The sequence below is a fragment of the Nocardioides sp. LMS-CY genome, assembly GCF_018732145.1.
In the GTDB taxonomy this organism is placed as follows: Bacteria; Actinomycetota; Actinomycetes; order Propionibacteriales; family Nocardioidaceae; genus Nocardioides; species Nocardioides soli.
Map to the genome: position 1 here is coordinate 2,631,679 of NZ_CP076104.1, position 22,201 is coordinate 2,653,879.

General features: G+C 71.9%; 21 protein-coding genes. 11 read left to right on the plus strand and 10 right to left on the minus strand.

Translation table 11 applies throughout. From position 1 onward, the window contains the following. The first annotated feature begins 30 nt into the window (after positions 1 to 30). The 3 genes from KM427_RS12695 (at position 31) to KM427_RS12705 (ending at position 2,194) form a co-directional block, all read left to right on the plus strand. Complete coding sequence (locus KM427_RS12695; protein ID WP_252275344.1) at positions 31 to 924, plus strand: aldo/keto reductase; 894 nt, start codon at positions 31 to 33, stop codon at positions 922 to 924. Positions 925 to 986: 62 nt separating this feature from the next. Then, the gene (locus KM427_RS12700; RefSeq protein ID WP_215527416.1) at positions 987 to 1,592 is read left to right on the plus strand and encodes an ATP-dependent Clp protease proteolytic subunit; all 606 of its coding nucleotides are present in this window, start codon (positions 987 to 989) and stop codon (positions 1,590 to 1,592) included. Further along, positions 1,589 to 2,194, plus strand: coding sequence for a ClpP family protease (locus tag KM427_RS12705; RefSeq protein WP_215527417.1), 606 nt, complete (start codon positions 1,589 to 1,591; stop codon positions 2,192 to 2,194). The genes KM427_RS12700 and KM427_RS12705 overlap by 4 nt, the downstream gene beginning before the upstream one ends. Before the next feature lie 15 nt (positions 2,195 to 2,209). On the opposite strand, the gene KM427_RS12710 is transcribed toward KM427_RS12705, so the two are convergent. From KM427_RS12710 to KM427_RS12730, 5 genes are all read right to left on the minus strand, one after another. Further along, complete coding sequence (locus KM427_RS12710) at positions 2,210 to 2,530, minus strand: helix-turn-helix domain-containing protein (RefSeq protein ID WP_183595006.1); 321 nt, start codon at positions 2,528 to 2,530, stop codon at positions 2,210 to 2,212. A gap of 65 nt (positions 2,531 to 2,595) precedes the next feature. Further along, entirely contained in the window at positions 2,596 to 3,192 is a 597-nt protein-coding gene (locus KM427_RS25505; RefSeq protein WP_252275347.1) for a DUF5994 family protein, read from the minus strand. Further along, positions 3,159 to 4,325 (minus strand): thiolase family protein, encoded by a 1,167-nt coding sequence (locus tag KM427_RS12720; RefSeq protein WP_215527419.1) that lies wholly within the window; start codon positions 4,323 to 4,325, stop codon positions 3,159 to 3,161. Before KM427_RS12720 ends, KM427_RS25505 begins: the two co-directional genes overlap by 34 nt. Further along, complete coding sequence (locus KM427_RS12725; protein ID WP_215527420.1) at positions 4,325 to 5,392, minus strand: thiolase family protein; 1,068 nt, start codon at positions 5,390 to 5,392, stop codon at positions 4,325 to 4,327. The genes KM427_RS12720 and KM427_RS12725 overlap by 1 nt, the downstream gene beginning before the upstream one ends. Positions 5,393 to 5,413: 21 nt before the next feature. Next, positions 5,414 to 6,433 (minus strand): Zn-ribbon domain-containing OB-fold protein, encoded by a 1,020-nt coding sequence (locus KM427_RS12730; RefSeq protein WP_215527421.1) that lies wholly within the window; start codon positions 6,431 to 6,433, stop codon positions 5,414 to 5,416. A gap of 76 nt (positions 6,434 to 6,509) precedes the next feature. Here KM427_RS12730 and KM427_RS12735 point away from each other — a divergent pair, with 76 nt between their 5' ends. The 4 genes from KM427_RS12735 to fadD8 all read left to right on the plus strand — a co-directional run bounded on the left by KM427_RS12735 (position 6,510) and on the right by fadD8 (position 10,733). Further along, positions 6,510 to 7,553: an LLM class F420-dependent oxidoreductase gene (locus tag KM427_RS12735; RefSeq protein WP_215527422.1), complete on the plus strand. Its 1,044-nt coding sequence runs from the start codon at positions 6,510 to 6,512 to the stop codon at positions 7,551 to 7,553. Between the two features lie 65 nt (positions 7,554 to 7,618). Continuing rightward, complete coding sequence (locus tag KM427_RS12740) at positions 7,619 to 8,278, plus strand: sortase domain-containing protein (RefSeq protein ID WP_215527423.1); 660 nt, start codon at positions 7,619 to 7,621, stop codon at positions 8,276 to 8,278. 43 nt (positions 8,279 to 8,321) lie between these two features. Then, complete coding sequence (locus KM427_RS12745) at positions 8,322 to 9,092, plus strand: NAD(P)-binding domain-containing protein (RefSeq protein WP_215527424.1); 771 nt, start codon at positions 8,322 to 8,324, stop codon at positions 9,090 to 9,092. Between the two features lie 36 nt (positions 9,093 to 9,128). Further along, complete coding sequence (gene fadD8, locus KM427_RS12750) at positions 9,129 to 10,733, plus strand: fatty-acid--CoA ligase FadD8 (RefSeq protein ID WP_215527425.1); 1,605 nt, start codon at positions 9,129 to 9,131, stop codon at positions 10,731 to 10,733. Here fadD8 and KM427_RS12755 read toward each other — a convergent pair. Then, entirely contained in the window at positions 10,692 to 11,510 is an 819-nt protein-coding gene (locus KM427_RS12755; protein ID WP_215527426.1) for a phosphatase PAP2 family protein, read from the minus strand. The genes fadD8 and KM427_RS12755 overlap by 42 nt on opposite strands. Positions 11,511 to 11,628: 118 nt before the next feature. After that, the gene (locus KM427_RS12760) at positions 11,629 to 12,444 is read right to left on the minus strand and encodes a crotonase/enoyl-CoA hydratase family protein (RefSeq protein ID WP_215527427.1); all 816 of its coding nucleotides are present in this window, start codon (positions 12,442 to 12,444) and stop codon (positions 11,629 to 11,631) included. Between the two features lie 45 nt (positions 12,445 to 12,489). Between KM427_RS12760 and KM427_RS12765 the strand changes: the two genes are divergently transcribed. Together KM427_RS12765 and KM427_RS12770 are read left to right on the plus strand one after the other, a co-directional pair. After that, on the plus strand, positions 12,490 to 14,151 hold the full coding sequence (locus tag KM427_RS12765) for an acyl-CoA synthetase (protein ID WP_183595016.1): 1,662 nt from the start codon (positions 12,490 to 12,492) through the stop codon (positions 14,149 to 14,151). Between the two features lie 12 nt (positions 14,152 to 14,163). Beyond that, on the plus strand, positions 14,164 to 15,267 hold the full coding sequence (locus tag KM427_RS12770; protein WP_215527428.1) for an NAD(P)H-dependent flavin oxidoreductase: 1,104 nt from the start codon (positions 14,164 to 14,166) through the stop codon (positions 15,265 to 15,267). Positions 15,268 to 15,532: 265 nt separating this feature from the next. Here KM427_RS12770 and KM427_RS12775 read toward each other — a convergent pair whose 3' ends face one another. The 3 genes from KM427_RS12775 to KM427_RS12785 form a co-directional block, all read right to left on the minus strand. Beyond that, positions 15,533 to 16,588 carry an NAD(P)H-dependent amine dehydrogenase family protein gene (locus tag KM427_RS12775; RefSeq protein ID WP_215527429.1) on the minus strand — a complete coding sequence of 352 codons (1,056 nt, stop codon included), beginning with the start codon at positions 16,586 to 16,588 and terminating at the stop codon, positions 15,533 to 15,535. Between the two features lie 129 nt (positions 16,589 to 16,717). Continuing rightward, complete coding sequence (locus tag KM427_RS12780; protein ID WP_183595019.1) at positions 16,718 to 17,965, minus strand: DUF1501 domain-containing protein; 1,248 nt, start codon at positions 17,963 to 17,965, stop codon at positions 16,718 to 16,720. Between the two features lie 5 nt (positions 17,966 to 17,970). Beyond that, positions 17,971 to 19,413 carry a DUF1800 domain-containing protein gene (locus tag KM427_RS12785; protein ID WP_215527430.1) on the minus strand — a complete coding sequence of 481 codons (1,443 nt, stop codon included), beginning with the start codon at positions 19,411 to 19,413 and terminating at the stop codon, positions 17,971 to 17,973. A 249-nt stretch (positions 19,414 to 19,662) separates the two neighbouring features. Between KM427_RS12785 and KM427_RS12790 the strand changes: the two genes are divergently transcribed. Next, a complete protein-coding gene (locus tag KM427_RS12790) occupies positions 19,663 to 21,027 on the plus strand; it encodes a hemolysin family protein (protein WP_215527431.1) in 1,365 nt (454 codons plus the stop codon). Then, positions 21,024 to 22,073 (plus strand): hemolysin family protein, encoded by a 1,050-nt coding sequence (locus KM427_RS12795; protein WP_183595022.1) that lies wholly within the window; start codon positions 21,024 to 21,026, stop codon positions 22,071 to 22,073. The genes KM427_RS12790 and KM427_RS12795 overlap by 4 nt, the downstream gene beginning before the upstream one ends. Positions 22,074 to 22,201 lie beyond the last annotated feature (128 nt).

Genomic DNA, 22,201 nt, shown 5'->3' on the forward strand with positions numbered 1-22,201 from the left:
CCTATCGGCGCGGCTCCGTAGGCTGGGTGGGTGGATCTGGACACGGGCCTGGTGCTGGGCACCATGTACTTCGGCACCCGCACCGACGAGGCGACGTCGTTCGCGCTCCTGGACCGGTACGTCGAAGCCGGTGGGCGGGTGCTCGACACCGCCAACTGCTATGCCTTCTGGTCGTCCCCGACCGGTCACGGCGGCCAGAGCGAGGCGCTGCTCGGCCGCTGGCTCGCGGCCAACCCCGGGCTGCGCGACGAGCTGGTCATCGCGACCAAGGTGGGCGTGGAGCCCCTCGACGGCGGCGGGGTGGAGGGGCTGTCCGCGCCCGTGATCGAGCGCGAGGCGGCCCGCAGCCTGGAGCGGCTCGGCGTCGAGGCGATCGACCTCTACTGGGCGCACGGCGAGGACCGCTCGACCGACCTCGAGGAGACCGTGGCGGCGTTCGGCTCGCTCGTCGAGAGGGGCGTCGTCCGCCGGCTGGGCGTGTCGAACCATCCGACCTGGCGGGTCGAGCGCGGCCGGGCCATCGCGCACCGGCTCGGGGTCGAGCCGTGGACCGCGCTGCAGCTCACCACGTCGTACGTCGAGCCGCGCCCGGGCGCGCCGGTGCCGGGCAAGGACCACCGCTTCGGCTTCGTCACCGACGAGACCGTCGACTACCTCGACGGACACCCCGAGATCGAGCTGTGGGTCTACAGCCCGCTGGTGCAGGGCAGCTACGACCGTGCGGACCGCCCGTTCCCGGAGGCCTACGACCACCCGGGCACCACCGAGCGGCTGGCCGCGCTCACGGCCAGGGCCGAGGAGCTCGGTGTCCCGCGGTCGCGGCTGGTGCTCGCCTGGATGCTCGAGCGCGGGTGGCGGCCGATCGTCGGGGTGAGCACGGTCGAGCAGCTCGACTCCGCGCTCGCCGCCGCCTCCATCCGCTGACGGCGGATCCGCCAGGAGCGGATTCGCTGGAACGCGGACGTCGTACGCCGAACGCTGGGGGCATGACCCAGACACCCTCGCTCGCCGGCCTCTCCGCGGCCGACCGCCTGCTGCACCAGCGGATCATCGTCCTCGGCCAGGAGGTCGACGACGTGATCGCCAACAAGATCTGCGCGGAGCTGCTGCTCCTCTCCGCGGAGGACCCGCACCGCGACATCGCCCTCTACATCAACTCGCCCGGCGGCAGCGTCACGGCGGGCCTGGCCATCTACGACACGATGCGGCTGATCCCCAACGACGTGAGCACGCTCGCGATGGGGCTCGCGGCGAGCATGGGCCAGTTCCTGCTCTCGGCGGGCACGCCGGGCAAGCGGTACGCCCTGCCGCACTCACGGATCCTGATGCACCAGGGCTCGGCCGGCATCGGCGGCACCGCCATGGACATCGAGATCCAGGCCGAGAACCTCGAGCACGTCAAGAACTTGCTGCTGGGGCTGATCGCCGAGCACACCGGCCAGCCGCGCGAGGTGGTCGAGCGGGACTCGCTGCGCGACCGGTGGTTCACCGCAGAACAGGCGCGGGACTACGGCTTCGTCGACCAGGTGCTCACCGACGTCGGTGCGGTGACGCCGGCCCGGACCGCCGCGGCGTTCGGAGTGGCCCGATGAGCGGTCAGTACACGATCCCCAGCGTCGTCGAGAAGACGCATCGCGGTGAGCGCGCGGTCGACATCTACAGCCGGCTGCTGACCGACCGCATCGTCTACCTCGGCACCGAGATCGACGACGGCGTCGCGAACGTCGTCATCGCCCAGCTGATCCACCTGGAGTCCGAGAGCCCGGACTCGCCGATCGACCTCTACCTCAACTCCCCGGGCGGGTCGGTCACGGCGATGCTGGCGATCTACGACGCCATGCAGTTCATCCGCTCCGAGGTCGGTACGACGTGCGTCGGCCAGGCGGCCTCGTCGGCAGCTGTGCTGCTCGCGGCCGGCGCGCCCGGTCGGCGCACCGTGCTGCCGCACGCCCGGGTGGTGCTGCACCAGCCGTCGGGTGGGGGACAGGGCACGCTGCCCGACCTCGCCGTCCAGGCCAAGGAGATCGCGCGGGTGCGCGCCGAGATGGAGGTGATCCTGGCGCGGCACACCGGCCGCAGCGTCGAGCAGGTGCGCGAGGACACCGACCGCGACCTCGTGCTGTCGGCACCGGAGGCGGTGGCCTACGGCATCGTCGACGGGGTCCTCGACAGCCGGAAGCGGCTGTCGGCCTGAGGGCGAGGGTCTGCGTCAGGCAGCCAGGCAGACCGGCCCGGAGATCGGCCCGGTCACCAGGCGGCGGCTGACCCGCGTCGTGAGGTCGACGAGGCGGAGTCCGAGGGCTCCGGCGACCGCGCCGAGCACCTCGGAGCTGGGCTCCTTGAGCCCGCGCTCGACCTCGGAGAGGTACTGCGTGGACACGCCCGCCTCGGTGGCGACGTCGGCCAGCGTGCGCTGTGCCGTACGCCGCTCCGCGCGCAGCTCGTGGCCCACGGCCTCGCGCCACAGCGGCTCGGCCTCGGGGGCGTGGTCGGGCTCCGGACGGGACGGGAATGCGAGGACGTCACCCATGTCGCGACCCTACGGCCGGCCGACCCTCCCGGTCAGGAGCGTTCGCCGCGGGCGAACGTCGAGGATCACCCCCAGCGGTCGGCGGGATCGACGTCGAGCTGGTCGGTCACGGTGTCGAGGAGGCAGGCCGCGGAGTGGGTGTACCCGGCAGTGGTGGCCGCGAGCAGGGCCTCCTCGCCCTGGCCGGTCGTGAACTCGACCGGGACGACGAGCACGCGGAATGTCGTGCGCTGCGAGGTGCGCAGCAGGATGACGTGGGTGTCGTCCTGCGGCACGGCGTTGAGCTCGACGTATCCGTCACGCACCGGGACCCGGCGCGTCGGGAGGTGGTTCCAGTCCGGTGGCGAGTAGACGGCATGGTGCAGCCGTCCCAGGGACTGCGGGAAGTGGTCGGCGAGGTCGGCCACCTCGACGGGGAGGTCCCGGCTCTGCGGCCACCAACCGCCGTCGAGCGTGTCGAGACGCGGGCTCGCGCTCAGCCGCAGCCGAAGGGGTTCGCGATCAGCGGGCGGAGCGGGTCGGGGTGGGTCGTGCGACGTCGCGATGGCGTTCCGCCTTTCGACCGGTCGGAGGTTCCCCGATGGAGTACTCCTCGCGATCCGTTGGACACCACCGTACGCTCCCGTCCTCAGTTGGTGGGCTTCTCCGCGCCCACGACCCACATCGCGAAGAACTGCGAGCCGCCGCCGTAGGCGTGGCCGAGCGCGCGGCGGGCGCCGTCGACCTGGTGCTCGCCGGCGGCGCCGCGCACCTGCAGGGCGGCCTCGCCGAAGCGGAGCATGCCGGAGGCGCCGATCGGGTTCGACGACAGCACGCCACCGGAGCAGTTGACCGGGAGCCGGCCGTCCATCGCGGTGGCGCCGGACTCGGTGAGCCGCCAGCCGCCGCCGTTCGCCTCGGCGAAGCCGAGCGACTCCAGCCACATCGGCTCGAACCACGAGAACGGCACGTAGATCTCGGCGGCGTCGATCTCCTCGACCGGGTTGGTGATCCCCGCCTGCTTCCAGAGCGCGGCCGCCGCGTCGCGGGACGCCTGCGGGTTGACCTGGTCGCGCTCGGCCGCGGTGGTCGCCTCCGACCGCATCACGGTGCCGTGGATCCACGCCGGGTTGGGCGAGGCCGCCGCGGTGTCCTCGTCGACGATCACCAGTGCACAGGCACCGTCGGAGGAGGGGCAGGTCTCGTCGTACCGGATCGGGTCCCACAGCATCTGCGAGGCCAGTACCGACTCGACGGTGGTGTCGGGGTTCTTCAGGTGTGCGTAGGGGTTCTTGAGCGCGTTCTGCCGGTCCTTGGCCGCGACGATCGCGCCGACGTGGTTCGGCGCGCCGGAGCGGCGGATGTAGGAGCGCACGTGCGGGGCGAAGTAGCCGCCCGCGCCGGCGTGCACCGGCATGTTGAACGGCAACGGCACCGAGAGCGCCCACATCGCGTTGGACTCCGACTGCTTCTCGAAGGCGACCGTGAGCACCCGCCGGTGCACGCCCGCCTGCACCAGCGAGGCCGCGACGATCGCGGTCGACCCGCCGACCGAGCCGGCGGTGTGCACGCGCAGCAGCGGCTTCCCCGCGGCGCCGAGCGCGTCGGCGAGGAACAGCTCGGGCATCATCACGCCCTCGAACAGGTCGGGCGCCTTGCCGACGACGATCGCGTCGATGTCGTCGAGCGTCAGGTTCGCGTCGAGCAGTGCCCGGTCGATGGCCTCGCGGCACAGGCCAGCCATCGAGACGTCCTCGCGCTTCGCGCGGTGGTGGGTCTGACCGACGCCGACCACGGCGGCAGGCTGCTTCGCCATCAGTTCCTCGCCCCTTCGGTAGTAGCGCCCAGGACGCAGAGCAGGTTCTGCTGCAGCGCCGGGCCGGACGTCGCGTGCCCGACGGCCTTGGACACCTCGCCGGACCAGATCCGCGAGGCCGCCTCGCCGATGCGGATGCCGCCGCCCGAGAACATCGGGTTGCCGGTCAGCGCCCCCCCGGAGGGGTTGATGCGTACGTCGCCGGCCAGGCCGAGCTCGCGGCGCAGGATCAGCTCCTGGTGGCTGAACGGCGCGTGCAGCTCGGCGACCTCGACCCCGACGAGGTCGACGGCGGCGGCCGCCCGGGCGGCGGACGGGGCCCGGGTCAGGTCGCGGGTGCCCATGCTCATCGGGTCGATGCTGTGGGTGAGGCCCTCGATCCAGGCGGGCCGGTCGCGCACCTCGCGCGCCCGGTCGCCCGCGGCGAGCACGATGGCCGCCGCTCCGTCGGTGACGGGGGAGCAGTCGTGCTTGCGCAGCGGATCGGCGTACATCGGCCGGGCGAGCAGCTCCTCGACCGACGAGCCGCCCTTGCGGATCGCGTACTCGTTCTTCTCCGCGTCGGTGAGCGAGCGGTTGGCCACCTCGGCCATCGCCCGCTCGTCCCAGGCGCCGGCGTCGATGCCGGCCCGCGCCTGCAGCCCGGCCAGCGACACGGTGTCGGGCCAGAGCGGGGTCATCGTGTACGGGTCGAGCTGGAGCGCGAGCGTACGCCGCAGCACGCCGGCCGACGCCTTGCCGAAGGCGTAGACGAGCGCGGTGTCGACCTCGCCCGTCTGGATCTTCAGCCACGCCTCGTACATCGCCCAGGCGAGGTCCATCTCGACGTGCGACTCGTTCACCGGCGGGATCACGCCGATCGCGTCGACCGCCGACACGAACGAGAACGATCGTCCGGCCAGGTAGTCCGACGACCCCGAGCACCAGAAGCCGATGTCGCCGCGGCTCCAGCCGGTCTGCTCGTAGCACTCGGCGAACAGCGGGACCAGGAGCTCCACGCAGGTCGGCGACCCGTCGAACTCGGGCATCTGTCGCTGGGCGAACCCGACGACTGCAACGTCTCTCATCTCAGGCCTCTCGGTTCCGGGTCAGAGGTGGTGCCGGTAGGTGTCGAAGTCGGCGTCCGGGTCGCCCGTCGGCTCGAAGTGGTCGATGTTCTCGAGCGAGTAGGTCCACTCCTCGCGGGCCTTCCAGACCGCGCGGACCCGCATCCCCATCCGCACCTCGGCGGCGTCGACGCCCAGGATCAGGTGCAGCACGGCGATGTCGGCGCCGTCGAGGAGCACGTAGGCCGAGACGTACGGCGGCACGATCTTCTGGCCCAGGAACGGGACGTTGACGATGCAGAAGGTCGTGATGGTGCCGGTCTGGGACACCTCCACCTCCTCCGCCGTCGGCGTCCCGTCGGCCGGGCAGGCGCTGCGGGGCGGGACGTAGACCTTCTGGCAGGTGGGGCAGCGCTGGCCGACGATCCGGCCCTCGTTGAGGCCGCGGTAGAACGCCGACTCCTCGGGCGACGCGGCGTACAGGTAGTCGAGCGAGACGGGGGTGACGACGCCGGTGACCGGCACGGTGGTGTCGGGGCTCGTCGCTGGCGCTCCTCGCACCTCAACCTCCGTGTCGGTGGTTGAGGAGGTTGCGCTAGCAACCGTCTCGAAACCCCCGTCGCCACCGTCCTCGGGCTCGAAGCACGCGATGTCGGTGATCGCGCCGATCCGCTCCTCGGCCCACCGCACCTGCACCCGCATGCCGGTGCTGACCTGGTCGGGCGAGGAGACGTCGAGCGCGTGCAGGAACGGTGCGTCGGCGCCGTCGAGCCTGACCAGGGCCCAGGCGAAGGGGCGGTCGAAGGGCTGGCCGGCGACCGGCTCGGGGACCCACGTCCACGACGTGACCGTGCCGGTCGGCGCCACGTCGACGAACTCCGTCACGGGGTCATGGGTGACCGGGTCGAACTCGGGCGGCGGCACGACGACCGTGCCGTCCGAGGTGCGGCCGCCGACCACCTGGCCGTCGCGGAGGCCGGTGAGGAACCGACCGAGCACGGGCCCGGTCGAGCGGGTGTAGTCGAACGCTACGGTGACCGGTGCCGACAGGGTTCGTGTCATGGTCCGAAAGTAGAACACGTTCTACACTTCGACAAGGTCAATGACCGACATATGACTTCTGAGGAGAGTGCGCGACGTGAGGCTGGGACTGCAGCTGGGCTACTGGGGCGCGCAGCCCCCGCAGGGGGTCGGGGAGCTGGTGGCGGCGGCGGAGGAGTCCGGCTTCGACGCCGTCTTCTCGGCCGAGGCGTGGGGGAGCGACGCCTTCACCCCGCTGGCCTGGTGGGGGCGCGAGACCTCGCGGGTCAGGCTGGGTACGTCGATCGTGCAGATGTCGGGGCGGACGCCGACGTCGATCGCCATGCATGTCATGACGCTCGACCACCTCTCGGGCGGCCGCGTCGTCCTCGGCATGGGCGTGAGCGGGCCCCAGGTCGTGGAGGGGTGGTACGGCCAGCCCTTCGGCAAGCCGCTGGCCCGCACCCGCGAGGTCGTCGACATCATCCGCAAGGTGCTGGCCCGTGAGGCGCCGGTGACCAACGACGGCCCTCACCATCCGCTGCCCTACCGCGGCGACAACGCCGTCGGCCTCGGCAAGCCGCTCAAGTCGATCGTGCACCCGCTGCGCGCCGACGTGCCGATCTGGCTCGGCGCCGAGGGCCCGAAGAACGTCGCGCAGACCGCCGAGATCGCCGACGGCTGGATCCCGATCTTCTACACGCCGAAGTCGGCCGGCATGTACCAGCCGTGGCTCGACGAGGGCTTCGCGCGGCCGGGCGCGCGGCGTACCAGGGCCGACTTCGAGATCGCCGCGACCTGCCACCTCCAGGTGGTCAGTGGCCCGGAGGAGAAGGCCGCGGTGCTCGACGCGATGCGGCCCTTCGTGTCCCTCTACATGGGCGGCATGGGCGCCAAGGAGGCGAACTTCCACAACCAGGTGTTCGTGCGGATGGGCTACGAGGCGCTCGCGGCCGAGGTGCAGACGCTCTACCTGGCGGGCGAGAAGGACAAGGCGACGGCGCTGATCCCCGACGAGCTCGTCGACGACATGCACATCATCGGCACCGCGGGCGAGGTCCGCGAGCGGGTCGCGCAGTGGGAGGAGACCGGCGTGACGACGCTGCTCCTGAGCTGCCGCTCGGCCGCGGAGGTCCGGTCGGTGGCAGAGTTGCTCACCTGAAGTTGCTCACCTGAAGTTGCTCGCCTGAACGTCTGTGCCGGGTCCCCGGCGGGTAGGAGCCGCACATGCACGCCACGCGCATCTGCGCCGCCGTCGGGCTGGTCGGCTCGGTCGTCCTCGCCCTCTCGGCCGGTCCCGTAGCGCCCGCCCGGGCCGAGCCGCCGGCGGCCACGCAGGTCGAGCACAGCAGCGGCGAGGCCCGCAACGCCCGGCTCTCCATCCCCACCCTCGGCATCCACCGACTGAGGGTCGTCGCCTACCGCGGCAAGACCGACGACGCGCCGGGCACGAGGATCCAGGACCGCGGCATCGCCGCGAGCTCCCACGGTCCGCACGGCGGCACCGGCCCGGGCGGGATCGGCAACTACCAGGTCACCGCCCACCGCACCTCGCACGGCGGGGTCTTCCGGCAGACGCCGACGCTGCGCCGGCACGACAAGGTCTTCGTCGACAGCGGCCGCTGGCGCTACGTCTACCGGATCGTGAAGACCCGCTGGGTGTCCTTCCGCTCGGCGGAGTCGCTGCGCCGGCAGCGCGCCGCGGTCCCCGGCAAGCCGGGGAAGGAGCCGACCCGCGGGTTCATCACGATCTCGACATGCGCGACGCCGGAGGACCGCGCCCGCGGCAACCACTGGACCGATCGGTTCGGCAACCCCGAGCACCGCATCGACAAGATCGGGATCCTGGTCAAGCGGACCGACCGCCCGCCGCGGCGCGGTCGCTGAGCCGGCCCACCCGAGACCGTGGTCCGGGTGGGAGGCTGGTCCGGTGACCACCTACGGCGTCCTGGGAGTCGGCTCGATCGCGACGGCCATCGTCACCGGCCTGTGCGACGGCGTGCCCGAGCCGCCGGTCGTCGTCCTGTCGCCGCGCAACGCGGCGCGTGCGGCCGACCTGGCGGCCCGGTTCCCGTCGGTGCGGGTCGCCGCGGACAACCAGGCCGTCGTCGACGCCGGCGACGTGGTGCTGGTCTGCCTGCGTCCCGCCGACGCCGCGGGCGTGCTCGACGGGCTCCGGTTCCGCACCCGTCACGCGGTGGTCAGTGCGGTGGCCGGGCTCTCGGTCGGCCGACTGGCCGAGCTGGTCGCGCCGGCGACCGACATCGCGCGCAGCATCCCGCTGCCGGCGGTCGCGACCCGCGACAGCGTCACCCCGGTGCAGCCCGCGACGCCCGCGGTCACCGAGATCTTCGACCGGCTCGGTGGGAGCCTCGAGGTGCGCGACGAGACGGCCTACGAGGCGGTGGGGGCCGCGTCGGCGACGGTCGCGGCGTACTTCCGCTACCTCGGCACGATCTCCGGGTGGATGACCGAGCGGGGCGTCCCGGGGGCCGAGGCGCGCCGGTATGTCGCGGACACGTTCGCGGCGTTGTCGGCCGAGCTGGGCACGCCCGGCGCGGACTTCGACGCGCTCGCGCGTGCGCACGCCACTCCGGGCGGGCTCAACGAGCAGCTCGCGCGCGACCTCGACGAGGCCGGCGTGTACGCCGCGGTGCGCGCGGGGCTGGACGCCGTCCTGGCTCGGACCGGGCCGCGATGATTGCCCCGAACTGGAACACGTTCTAGTCTCGGGTCCATGACGGCAGACATGCGAGTCGGGACCCACAACGGCCATCTCATGGTCTCCGCTCTCAAGCGGCACCGCGACAAGCCGGTCATGTACCTGGGCGAGACCACGATCACCGGTGGCCAGGCCGCGGAGCGGATGAGCCAGTACGTCCAGGCCTTCGAGGCGCTGGGCGCGGGCCGCGGCACCGCCGGCGCGCTGCTCGCGCTGAACCGGCCCGAGGTGCTGTTCATCCTCGGCGCCGGCCAGACCCAGGGCTACCGGCGCAGCTCGCTGCACCCGCTGGGCTCGCTCGACGACCACGCCTACGTCATCAACGACGCCGAGATCACGTCGCTGACCATCGACCCGGTGCCGATGTTCGTCGAGCGGGCGCTGGGGCTGCTCGAGCGCTGCCCGAAGCTGGAGAAGATCCTCACGATCGGGCCGGTCCCCGCGGAGCTCGCCCACGTCGGGCACGACCTGGTCGCGGCGGCGGCGTCGTTCGACCCACTTCCGCTGGAGGCGGAGACGCTCGACCCGGAGCACGTCGTGTCGATCACCTACACCGGCGGCACGACCGGCAAGCCGAAGGGCGTCATCGGCCTGTCGCGACAGATGAACACGATGACCCAGATCCAGATGTCGGAGTGGGAGTGGCCGGAGTCGCCACGCTTCCTGATGTGCACCCCGCTGTCGCACGCCGGCGCGGCGTTCTTCGTGCCGACCGTGCTCAAGGGCGGCTGCCTCTACGTGCTGGCGAAGTTCGATCCGGCCGAGGTGCTGCGCACCATCGAGGAGCAGCGGATCACCGCCACGATGCTGGTGCCGTCGATGCTCTACGCGCTGATGGACCACCCCGACTCGCAGACCCGCGACCTGTCGTCGCTGGAGACCGTCTACTACGGCGCGTCCGCGATCAACCCGGTGCGGCTCCAGGAGGCGATCGACCGCTTCGGCCCGATCTTCGCCCAGTACTACGGGCAGTCCGAGGCGCCGATGGCGATCACCTACTTCGCGAAGGACGACCACGTCTCAGGAGGCGCCGGTCGGCTCGCCTCCTGCGGGCGCCCGTCGGCGTTCGTGCGTACGGCGCTGCTCGGCGACGACGGCAAGCCGGTCCCGGTGGGGGAGCCGGGAGAGATCTGCGTGGCCGGGCCGCTGCTCGCCGGCGGCTACTGGAACCTGCCCGACGAGACCGCCGAGACCTTCCGCGACGGCTGGATGCACACCGGCGACGTGGCCCGCGAGGACGAGGACGGCTTCTGGTACATCGTCGACCGCACCAAGGACATGATCGTCACCGGCGGGTTCAACGTGTTCCCGCGCGAGGTCGAGGACGTCGTCGCCGAGCACCCCGCGATCGCCCAGGTCGGTGTCATCGGCACCCCGCACGAGAAGTTCGGCGAGGCGGTCACCGCGATCGTCGTCCTGCGCTCCGACGCCCCGCGCGACGAGGAGTCGATCGCGACGATGACCGCCGAGATCCAGCAGCTGGTCAAGGACCGCAAGGGCTCGGTGCAGGCGCCCAAGCAGGTGATCGTGGCCGACTCGCTGCCGCTGACCGGGCTCGGCAAGCCGGACAAGAAGGCGCTACGGGCGCAGTTCTGGACCGGAGACCGGGCGGTCGGCTGATCGCAGGCGGGTGCGGACGGCGGTGTCGAGCGCCAGCGCGACCCAGAGCAGGGCGAGGGCGACGACGCCGTCGAGCCACCAGTGGTTGCCGGTCGCGGCGACGACGAGCATGGTCAGCACGACGTGCAGCAGGAAGACCCAGCGCCAGTGACTCGTGCTCGCCGCGACGATGCCCAGGGACACCACCGCCGCCCACGCGACATGGATCGACGGCATCGCCGCGAACTGGTCGGACACGCCGGTCGTGGGGTCGGCGCTGTAGACCGACGGTCCCGAGAAGTGAGTCAGGTCGACGTACCCGAGCTCGCCGAGGAACCGGGGCGGGGCGACCCGGACGAAGCGGATCACCAGGCAGCCGGCGGTGACCAGCGCGAGCGCGTTGCGCCAGTGTGGGTAGTGGTCGCGGTGGCGATAGAAGAGCCAGACGAGGAAGGCGATCAGCGCCGGCACGTGCAGGCTCGCGTAGTACCACGCCGACAGGTCGACGAGCCGATCGTGACGCAGCACGAACAGCTGCAGCGACAGCTCCGCAGGCAGGTGCAGGGCCTGTTCGAGGCTGGCGATCTCGTGGGCGCGCCGGAGCGCGCCGTCGGTCGACGCGATCGGCAGCATCCGGGCCAGCCGCCACACCGCGTAGAGGCCCGCGACCAGGGCGAACTCGGCCGCGGCGGGCTCGACGTACGCCGTCAGCCGGGAGGGCCGGCGGCGCAGCGCGAGTCCGAGCAGCAGGCTGAGGGCCGCGGCCACGACGGCTTGCTCCCAGGTCGGCCACGGCACCGGAGGATTCTGGCAGGTGCCCTCGGGTACGACGTCGGCGCGTCCGAGACCGTCGAGACACCTGGATTGGCTGCCCTACCGCTGCCCCAGCAGCCATCTCAGGTGTCTCGACGCGACCTCAGCGCCCGCGGAACTGCGGCGCCCGCTTCTCCGCGAACGCCCGCGGCCCCTCCTTGGCGTCGTCGGAGGCGAAGACCGTCATGCCGACCTTCGCGTCGGCGGCCCAGCAGTCCTCCTCGTGCCGGCCCTCGGAGTCGCGGACGGTCTTGAGGATCGCCTGGACGGCGAGCGGGCCGTTGGCGCAGATCAGGTCGGCGATCTCGTGGGCCTTCGCGAGCGCCCCGCCGTCGGGGACGACGTACCCGATCAGGCCGATCTCCCGCGCCTCCGGCGCCTTGATGTGGCGGCCGGTCAGCAGCAGGTCCATCGCGACGGTGTAGGGGATCTGGCGGGGGAGGCGGACGGCGGACCCGCCCATCGGGTAGAGGCTCCACTTGGCCTCGGAGATGCCGAAGCGCGCCGACTCGCCGGCGATCCGGATGTCGGTGCCCTGGAGGATCTCGGTGCCGCCCGCGATGGCGGGCCCCTCGACCGCGGCGATCAGCGGCTTGGTCAGCCGGAACCCCTTGAGCAGCCCCTTGAGCACCGACGGGTCGAAGCCCGACTTGAAGCTCTCGTCCGGCGACCGCTTGGTGGCGGCCTTGAGATCCATGCCCGCGCAGAAGTAGCCGCCCGCGCCGGTGAGAATGCAGGCGCGGATGGAGTCGTCGTCGTTGACGCGGTCCCAGGCCTCCTCCATGATCGCCAGCATCTCGCCGGAGAGGGCGTTGCGCGCCTCGGGGCGGTTCATCGTGACGACGAGCTTGTGGCCGTCCTGCTCGACGAGGCAGTGCGGCTCCGGGGTCGCCCCGGACTGGACATCGGCGCTGGTCATGGCGGGAGCCTAGCCAAGAACGAGAACGTGTTCTAGTCTCGCGTCGTGGCTCACAACATCGCTGACCTCTTCGAACACGCCGTCGACGCTGCCCCCGACAACCTGGCGCTCAAGGTGGGGGACCGGACAGTGACCTACGCCCAGCTGGAGGCCGACGCCAACCGGCTCGCGCACTACCTGGCCGCGCAGGGCGTCGGGCCGGGCGAGCACGTGGCGATCTACGCCAAGAACAGCATCGAGCACGTCGTGGCCATGCTCGCGATCGTGAAGATCCGCGCGGTGATGATCAACGTGAACTACCGCTACGTCGAGGGCGAGCTCAACTACCTCTTCGACAACGCCGACGTGGTCGCGGTGATCCACGAGCGCTCCTACGCCCCGCTGGTCGCGGCGATCTGGGACAAGCACGACCGGCTGACGACCGCCGTCGTCGTCGACGACGCGCTCGACCCCGACGACCGCTCCGACTTCTCGTCGTACGGCGCGGTGCACTACGACGACGCCATCGCCGGCCAGAGCGCCGAGCGCGACTTCGGTGAGCGCAGCCCCGACGACATCCACATCATCTACACCGGCGGCACGACCGGCTTCCCCAAGGGCGTCATGTGGCGCCAGGAGGACTGGTGGCGGGTGCTCGGCGGTGGCATCGACTTCTACACCGGGGAGCCGCAGGACGAGTTCGCCCAGTCCCGCCAGGCGACCGACCCCCGGATGGTCACCTTCCCGCTCAGCCCGCTGATGCACGGCGGCGCGCAGTCGGGGCTGCTCATGCACCTCTTCGCCGGCCACCTCACGATCCTCGAGCCGAAGTTCGACCCGGTCCGCACCTGGGAGCTGATCGAGAAGGAGAAGGTGCAGCTGATCTTCATGACCGGCGACGCGATGGCGCGCCCGCTCATCGAGGCCTTCGAGGAGAAGGCCGCGACCGGCACGGCGTACGACTGCGCCAACCTGGTCGCGATCTCGAGCAGCGCCGCGATCTTCAGCCCGCCGGTGAAGGCGCGCTGGATGGCGGCCTTCCCCAACTCGATCTTCACCGACTCCGTCGGCGCGACCGAGACCGGCTTCTCGGGGATGGGCCTGCAGGACCCCAACAACATCTCGACCGACGGCCCGGTGATCGGCATCGGACCGAACGCCGTGGTGCTCGACGAGAACAACCGGCTGCTCGACCCGGCCACCGACATCGGCAAGACCGGACGCCTCGGCCGCGGCGGCTCGGTGCCGGTCGGCTACTACAAGGACCCCGCGAAGTCGGCGGCGACGTTCCTCGTGATCGACGGCGAGCGCTACTCGGTGCCCGGCGACTTCGCGCGCATCGAGGAGGGCAACCGGCTCACGCTGCTGGGCCGCGGCTCCAACTGCGTCAACACCGGCGGCGAGAAGGTCTACCCCGAAGAGGTCGAGATGGCCATCAAGGGGCACCCGTCGGTGTACGACGTGCTCGTGGTCGGCATCCCGGACGAGAAGTTCGGCCAGGCCGTGGCCGCGGTCGTCGAGCTGCGCGAGGGCCAGTCGCTCGAGCTGGAGGACCTGCGCACCTACCTGCGCGAGTTCCTCTCCGGCTACAAGCTGCCGCGCTCGCTGACGATCGTCGACCGGGTGCCGCGCAACGCGGCCGGCAAGGCGCAGTACCCCGCCGCCAAGGACATCGCGATCGCCGGCTTCGCCGCGAAGGCCGCGACCGTCGACCCGACCAGCGTCTGACCCGGGAGCACCATGCGCACCCCTCTCTGTGACCGGTTCGGGATCGACTACCCGATCTTCGCCTTCACGCCGTCCGAGCACGTCGCGGCCGCCGTGTCGCGGGCCGGTGGCCTGGGCGTGCTCGGCTGCGTCCGGTTCAACGACACCGACGAGCTCGAGCGCACCCTGAGCTGGCTCGACGACAACACCGACGGCAAGCCGTACGGCGTCGACATCGTGATGCCGATGAAGATCCCGACCGAGGGCAAGTCGGTCGATCTGCAGGCGATGATCCCGCAGGAGCACATCACCTTCGTCGAGCGGACCCTGCAGCGCCTCGGCGTACCGCCGCTGCCCGAGGGCGAGGGCCGGGAGGGCGTGCTCGGCTGGCTGCACTCGGTCGCGCGCTCGCACCTCGACGTGGCGCTGCAGCACCGGCCGGTGCTGATCGCCAACGCACTCGGCTCGCCGCCGGTCGACGTGATCGAGAAGTGCCACGAGCACGACATCCTGGTCGCCGCTCTCGCCGGCGCGGCCAAGCACGCGGTCTCCCACGTGCGCAACGGCGTCGACATCATCGTCGCCCAGGGCTACGAGGCCGGCGGCCACACCGGCGAGATCGCCAGCATGGTGCTGCAGCCCGACATCGTCGACGCCGTCGGGCCCGACGTGCCGGTGCTCGGCGCCGGCGGCATCGGCTCCGGTCGCCAGATCGCGGCGTCCCTCGCCCTCGGCTCGCAGGGCGTGTGGACCGGCTCGATCTGGCTGGGCACCAGCGAGTACCAGAACCTCCAGTCGAACGCCGGGTGGACCGAGGCGTTCACGCGCGCCACGTCGTCGGACACGGTGCGCACCCGGATCTACACCGGCAAGCCGGCCCGGCTGCTCAAGACGAAGTGGACCGAGGCGTGGGCCGAGGAGGACGCGCCGGAGCCGCTGCCGATGCCGCTGCAGAACCTCCTGGTCGCCGACGCCCACAACCGGATCAACGCCTCCGGCGACCCCGACGTCATCTCGATGCCGATCGGGCAGATCGTCGGTCGCATGAACGAGGTCCGGCCGGTCGCCGAGGTGATGGCCGGCCTGATCGCGGAGTTCGAGGACGCCGTGTCGCGGCTGGAGTCGATCCGGAAGTAGAACTGTCGGTGGTGGGGTGCGAGGCGCGCCAGCGCTTGTACTGAGGTGCGAGCGGAGCGAGCCTCGACGAGCCGAGCCTCGAAACCCGGTGAGCAGCGCTACGAGCTCGCCCTCAAGGCTGCTTCTCGGCTTGCGGGGTTTCGAGGCTCCTCCGCTCGTCCCTCGCTCCGGAGCACCTCAACCACCGCTCCGGAGCACCTCAACCACCGCTCCGGAGCACCTCAACCACCGCTCCGGAGCACCTCAACCACCGCTCCGGAGCACCTCAACCACCGCGCAGGTTCGGGTGCGCCCGGCCGGCAATCAGCGGCAGGTCGAGGTAGGTGCGGATGCCGGGCTCGGCGGCGACGACGTACGGGATCGAGTTCACGCAGTGCATGGCCGTGGCGACCACGCCGGGGTTGCGCACCAGGCCCTCCGCGACGGTGGTGGGCTGCCAGCCCTTGATCGTGACGAACGTGTCGGGGTCGCCCAGCACCTCGACCTCGAAGCGCTCTCCCTCGGGGCCGAAGCTCCAGGCGGGGGAGAGGTGCGCCTCGCCCATCAGCCAGTTCACCGCGACCCGGATCACGCACGCGTCGCCGACGTACGCCTCCCAGACGAACCGCTGCGCGGCGACCAATCCGGGCTCGATGACGCCGATCGGCGTGTCGATCGGGGCGGTCGCGACCGCGACCTCCTGGGAGGTCCGGATGTCGGCGTCGGTGGAGAAGCCGAGGACGTCGAGGCACATCCGCACGGACTGCACGAAGCCGCCCGAGAGCAGCCCGAGCATCGGCCCGCCCATGGCCTCCTCCGGCTTGCCGCCGAACATCATGATGTGGCGCACGACGTCGGGGGCGTTGTAGGTGCGGATGTCGCTGAACTCCTCACCGCGTACGAACGTCACCCCCGACGACAGCGCCGAGAACATCAGCGGGTGCAGCTCGGTGGTGCCGCCGGGGTTGATGCCGGTGCCGTGCAGGGTGGTGCCGCCCTCGGCGCAGGCCGCGGCGAGCGGGGCGCCGTCGCGTTCGGTCGGGTAGAACCAGCCGACCGGGGTGACCACGTTCTTGCCCGAGCGCAGGATCGCGGCGACCTCGTCGCGGTTGGGGATCAGCGGCGCGTAGAGGACGGCATCCGCGTCAAGGGCGAGTACGTCGTCGATGCGCGACGTCGCCAGCACGCCCAGCGGCTCGCCGCCGATCAGCTCGCCGACGTCGCGGCCGTGCTTCTCCTCGGAGTGCACCCAGCAGCCGACCAGCTCGAGCTCCGGGTGGAGCAGGATGCCTTCGATGGCGGCCTTGCCGACGCTGCCGGTGGCCCACTGGATGACGCGCACGGGCTCACCCTCGCAGGTAGAACGTGTTCTCGTCTATGGGTCGGGCGGCGTGGGGAGTTTCGTCGGCCGGCCGACGTTTCACGCCTGGACGATGAAGGTCGCCGCGACGAGGAAGGTCGCGACACCGCTTCACAGCGACGACATCACACCGACCGCCTCCGGTGCGAAGCGCGGGAAGACCGCCGCCGTCGAGGCGCCGAAGCGGGTGGCGACGATCTCGGCGAGCACGCTGCGGTAATCGGTGGTCACCAGCAGGTCGGCGTCCGGGCCGGTGCCGAGCCCGGGCCAGGAGCCGTAGTAGCGGCCGCCCCTGACGCCCGCGCCGGCGACGAACATGACGTTGCCGTACCCGTGGTCGGTGCCGCGGCTGGCGTTCTCGACCACCCGCCTGCCGAACTCGCTGATCGTCACGAGGGTGACCTTCGCGGCCTGGTCGCCCAGGTCGCCGAAGAACGCCGCGATCGCGCCCGCCAGCTCGCGGGTGTTGTCGACCAGCCACCCGCCGTCGGCGGAGCCCATGCCGGAGTGCATGTCCCAGTCGCCGTGGTCGACGGTGACGACCTCGATGCCGACGTCGCCGCGGATCGCCCGGGCGACCTCGGCCAGCGCGCGGCCGAGGTCGGTCGCGGGATAGCTCGCGCTGTTGTCGGCGGCCGCCTTCGCGGGACCGAACCCGTCGACCGCGGCGTACGTCGAGCGCATCGCGCGCGCCAGCGGGGAGCGGTCGTGCTCCCAGAGCGTGCGCAGCGAGGCTCGACGCCGGCCGCGGTCGTCGTCGCCCTCGCCGGGCAGCGACACGTCGTCGACCGCGCCGGCCGACATGGTCGGCTCGGGCCCGAACAGCGAGGTCGGGGCGACCCCGCCGCCCAGGCTGAGCCCGTCGAGCGGCGAGCGGCCGGGCGTCGCGCCGATCAGGCGGTTCAGCCAGCCGCTGCGCACCGACGACCCCGGATCGGCGTCCTCGACCTCCTCCATGGCGGCGAAGTGCGAGCGGTTCGGCGCGGGCAGGCCGGTCGCGTGCACGGCGGCGAGCCGGCCCTCGGTCCAGAGCGGGAGCAGCGGCGCGAGCTCGGGGTGCAGGCCGAACATGCCGTCGCGGGCCAGCAGCCGGTCGGCCGGCACCGCGATGCCGGGGCGGGCGGCGTAGTACGCCGGGTCGGCGTGCGGCACCACCAGCGACAGCCCGTCGGCGGCGCCGCGCAGCGACAGCACGACGAGCACCGACGTGGCCGGGCCGGCAGCGGCGGCGGACGTCGTGACCGCCGCCGAGCCGACCAGGGTGGTGGCACCGGCGAGCGCGACCGCGCCCGAGAGGAGGCCGCGCCGGGAGACGGCCGCGAACTCGGCGCAGCAGGGGGACTGGTCAGGAGTCGTCATCGTCATCACCGGGTCAGGTGGGCGGGGGAGTCGAGGAGGGTCGCGAGGAGCCGGTACATCCCCCAACGCACCAGGGGGTGGTCGGCGGTGATCCGCTCGCGGGGCCGGCAGCCGGCGGCCTGGCAGCACGCCTGGAGCAGGCGGGGCGTGGCGCGGCGGTGCAGGATCCGGCGCGACAGGTCGTCGACCAGCTCCTCGAACCGCACCGTGTCGTTCGGCAGCCACGCCCGGGGCCGCCGGTAGCGGACACCGACGCTGGGCCACCAGCCGGCGGCGAGGCTCTGGTGCACCTCCATCGACGCGATCAGCCGGGCCGGTGACGACCACGACACGCTGTCGATCGGCTGGCCGTCGGGCCGCGGCCACGAGAACGGCGCCACGCCCATGCCCGACACCTGCCAGAGCAGCTGGTTGGCGGCGTGCTTGTCGCCGGCCGCGCCCGCAGGCGGCCGGCGGACGTCGATGCCCAGCACGCGGTACGTCGCGACCAGGTCCTCGCCGGGGTCGCGGACCTTGGACCCGGCCGACCTGCGGAACGCCCGGGAGTCGACCAGGGCGCGCAGCACCGGGCGGATCTCGGTGTCGTGGCGCAGGTAGACCCGGGCCAGCTCGGCGACCAGCTCGGCCGGCGGCTCGTCGCGGACGAACTTGGTCGCGAGCCGGCGGGCCACCGTGCGGGCCGTGGCCGGGTGGTGGGCCAGGTAGTGCAGGTACCTCCGGGTGACCTCCCGGCCGTTCGCCGACGCGTTGCGGTGCCGGAAGCCCATCACCCGCACCCGGCCGCGCGCGTGGGCCTCCTCGTCGTACTGCCGCCGGAAGGTCTCCCACATGTCGACGGTCCAGCCGGTGAGGATGCGGGCCGAGTCCTTCACGTCGCGCTCGTCGTAGGCGCCGCGGCCGACGGTGTGCAGCTCGAGCAGCTCGCGGCCGAGGTTCTCGTTGGGGAACCTCTTGGTGGAGCTGACGTTGTCGAGGCTGATCAGCATCGCGGGATGGGTCACGGCGTCCCGCAGCAGCTCGTCGAAGCGCCCGAGGGCGTGCCGGCGGATCACGGTGCCGAAGTCGGAGCGCCAGGTGAACTGGGCGTCGCCGTTCACCGGCACGTGGAAGTGGTGCTCCCAGAGCTCGGTCATCACCTCGTGCAGCTGGCGGCGCGACCGCATCCGGCGCAGCAGCACCCAGCGCTGGTAGTCGGCCATCACCTCCCAGCCGCCCTCGATCCCGCGGTCCTGCCGCTTCCAGAGATCGGTCGGACCACGGTCGAGGCTGGGCCACCAGCCGCGGAGGCGGTCGGCGGCGCCGTCGTGGATCCGCCCGGGCGCGAGCTGCTGCTCGAACCAGGCACCGGCGCCCCCGGCCCGGCGTACGTCGCGGGCCAGGGCCGGTGTGACGCCGTACGAGAACCGGCCGACGAGGTGGCGTGCCGCGGGGGACAGCAGCTCGGGCATGGGGCGGACTCCGGTCTGGCAGGGGGACACGAGACCTGATCCCGAGAGGGCCGCGGACCGTGGTCCAGACCACGGTAGGGGGTCGGGGCCGCGATGCGCCGCATCTGTGCCGAGTGTTCTCGGCGACCGGTGCGCCGGTAACATTCGTCGGGACCTGTTCGCCTCCCGTGAGGAACTCTCGAACCCAGCCATGGACGGCTCTCAAAGTCCCCGGCTCTCCCCGGCCCCTGACCAGGGAGAGCCCCTCCGATGACCACGTGGATCCTGATCGCCACGGCCCTGCTGATGATTGCGGCGTGCGGCGTCTTCGTCGCGGCCGAGTTCTCCTTCGTCACCGTCGACCGCGGCCAAGTCGACCGCGCCGCCGCGGCCGGTGACGGCGGGGCGCGTCGCCTGCAGGGCGCGTTGCGCTCGCTGTCGACCCAGCTCTCCGGTGCCCAGGTGGGCATCACGATCACCAACCTGGCGATCGGCTACCTGGCCGAGCCGGCGATCGCCGACCTGATCGACCAGCCGCTCGCGGACCTCGGCGTCCCCGAGGGCGCGGTGCGGCCGGTGGCCATCGCGATCGCGCTCTCGCTCAGCACCGTGCTCACGATGATCTTCGGTGAGCTGGTGCCCAAGAACCTCGCGATCGCGAAGCCGATGGCGGTCGCGCTCGCGACCGAGCGCTTCCAGAGCGCCTTCACCGCCGTGGCCCGCGGGCCGATCCGGGTGCTCAACGGGTCCGCCAACGCGATCGTGCGCCGACTCGGGATCGAGCCGCAGGAGGAGCTCCGCTCCGCCCGCAGCTCCTCCGAGCTCGCCTCGCTGATCCAGCGCTCGGCCACCCTCGGCACGCTCGACGTCGAGACCGCCGAGCTGATGGAGCGGTCGGTGGAGTTCGGGGCGCGGACCGCCGGCGAGATCATGACGCCCCGGGTGCGGACGACGACCCTGGGCGTCAACGACCGGGCCACCACGCTGATCGAGCGCGCCCGCGAGTCCGGCCACTCGCGCTTCCCGGTGCTCGACACCGACGAGACCGTGGTCGGCACCGTGCACGTCAAGAACGCCGTCGGGCTGCCCGTCGGCGAGCGCGCCACCACCAAGGTCAAGCACCTGATGGCCAAGCCGATCCTGGTGCCGGACTCGCTGCGGCTCGACCCGCTGCTGGCGCTGCTGCGCAAGGACGGCTTCCAGCTCGCGGTCGTGCTGGACGAGTACGGCGGGTTCGCCGGCACCGTCACGCTCGAGGACGTCGTCGAGGAGATCGTCGGCGACATCTCCGACGAGCACGACCGGCTCAACGCCAGCGCGCGCCGGCTCCGCGACGGCGGCTGGTCGCTGTCGGGCCTGCTGCGGCCCGACGAGGTGGAGGGAGCGACGGGCATCGAGCTCCCCGACCACGAGGACTACGACACGATCGCCGGCCTGGTGCTCCGCTCGCTGGGCCGGGTGCCGAAGATCGGCGACGTCGCCGAGATCGTCGTACCCGACCACAGCGCGGCCGACGACCCCGACCAGTACGAGCCCCGGGAGCGGCTCGCCGTGCTCACCGTCGAGCGGATGGACGGGCTGCGCATCGACCGGCTCTCGCTGAAGCTGGTCGGCGGCGAGGGGAGCGACTCGTGAACGACGTGACCGCGGTCCTGCTGGCCGTCGTGCTGCTCGTGCTCAACGCGTTCTTCGTGGGTGCCGAGTTCGCGCTGGTCTCCGCTCGACGCAGCCAGATCGAGCCGCGCGCCCAGGACGGCTCCCGCCTGGCGCGGACGACGCTGCGGGCGATGGAGCACGTGTCGCTGATGATGGCCGGCGCCCAGCTCGGCATCACCATCTGCTCCCTCGGCCTCGGTGCCGTCGGCGAGCCCGCGGTCGCGCACCTGATCGCGCCGCTGCTGGAGGCGCTGCACGTGCCGCACGGGCTGCTGCACCCGATCGCGTTCGTCATCGCGCTCGGCATCGTCGTGTTCCTGCACGTCGTGCTCGGCGAGATGGTGCCCAAGAACATCGCGCTCGCCGGCCCGGACCGGGCAGCTCTGGTGCTCGGCCCGCCGATGTACGCGATCGTCACCGTGCTGCGCCCGTTGATCGTCGGGCTGAACGCGATCGCCAACGGCATGCTGCGGCTGATCCGGATCGAGCCCAAGGACGAGGTGAACTCGACGTACACCCGCGAGGAGGTGGCGGCGCTGGTGGAGGAGTCGCACGGCGAGGGCATGATCGAGAGCGACGAGTACGACCGGCTGGCCGGGGCGCTCGGCTTCACCGAGAAGACCGTGTCCGCCGTGCTGATGCCGTCGGAGTCCCTCACGACCGTGCGCCGCGGCTCGTCGGTCGCGGAGGTCGAGTCGGTGTGCGCCGCCACCGGCTACAGCCGGTTCCCGGTCACCGGGGCCGACGGCGACCTGGTCGGGTACCTGCACATCAAGGACGTCATCGAGACCGACCCGAACGGGCGCGACCGGGTCGTCCAGGACAAGTGGATCCGGCCCTTCGCTCCGGTCGCCCCGACCGACGCGCTGCACGACGCGCTGGAGAAGCTGCAGCGCCGCGGCGCCCACATGGCGCGCGTCGTCGGCCCCGACGGCACGACGCTCGGGCTCGCGACGCTCGAGGACGTGATCGAGGAGCTGGTCGGGGAGATCCGCGACGCCGCGCATCAGGACGAGCCGGTCTGACCCGGGAGTCGGGCGGGCCGCCGTTCGGCGGTTGGTGCCGTGCGTCAGAAGTTCTGGTGCGCTCCGCGCACTCATGGCACGCGCTCTGCGGCGTTGCCGTCGCCTGCGAGACGAGCGGGTATGGCGGT

Bases quoted from the DNA above. Each gene is read 5' to 3' on its own strand.
- KM427_RS12700 (WP_215527416.1), top strand. From the start codon at position 987: ATGACCCAGACACCCTCGCTCGCCGGCCTCTCCGCGGCCGACCGCCTG.
- KM427_RS12705 (WP_215527417.1), top strand. From the start codon at position 1,589: ATGAGCGGTCAGTACACGATCCCCAGCGTCGTCGAGAAGACGCATCGC.
- KM427_RS12710 (WP_183595006.1), bottom strand. From the start codon at position 2,530: ATGGGTGACGTCCTCGCATTCCCGTCCCGTCCGGAGCCCGACCACGCC.
- KM427_RS12720 (WP_215527419.1), bottom strand. From the start codon at position 4,325: ATGGCGAAGCAGCCTGCCGCCGTGGTCGGCGTCGGTCAGACCCACCAC.
- KM427_RS12725 (WP_215527420.1), bottom strand. From the start codon at position 5,392: ATGAGAGACGTTGCAGTCGTCGGGTTCGCCCAGCGACAGATGCCCGAG.
- KM427_RS12730 (WP_215527421.1), bottom strand. From the start codon at position 6,433: ATGACACGAACCCTGTCGGCACCGGTCACCGTAGCGTTCGACTACACC.
- KM427_RS12740 (WP_215527423.1), top strand. From the start codon at position 7,619: ATGCACGCCACGCGCATCTGCGCCGCCGTCGGGCTGGTCGGCTCGGTC.
- fadD8 (WP_215527425.1), top strand. From the start codon at position 9,129: ATGACGGCAGACATGCGAGTCGGGACCCACAACGGCCATCTCATGGTC.
- KM427_RS12760 (WP_215527427.1), bottom strand. From the start codon at position 12,444: ATGACCAGCGCCGATGTCCAGTCCGGGGCGACCCCGGAGCCGCACTGC.
- KM427_RS12770 (WP_215527428.1), top strand. From the start codon at position 14,164: ATGCGCACCCCTCTCTGTGACCGGTTCGGGATCGACTACCCGATCTTC.
- KM427_RS12780 (WP_183595019.1), bottom strand. From the start codon at position 17,965: ATGACGACTCCTGACCAGTCCCCCTGCTGCGCCGAGTTCGCGGCCGTC.
- KM427_RS12785 (WP_215527430.1), bottom strand. From the start codon at position 19,413: ATGCCCGAGCTGCTGTCCCCCGCGGCACGCCACCTCGTCGGCCGGTTC.
- KM427_RS12790 (WP_215527431.1), top strand. From the start codon at position 19,663: ATGACCACGTGGATCCTGATCGCCACGGCCCTGCTGATGATTGCGGCG.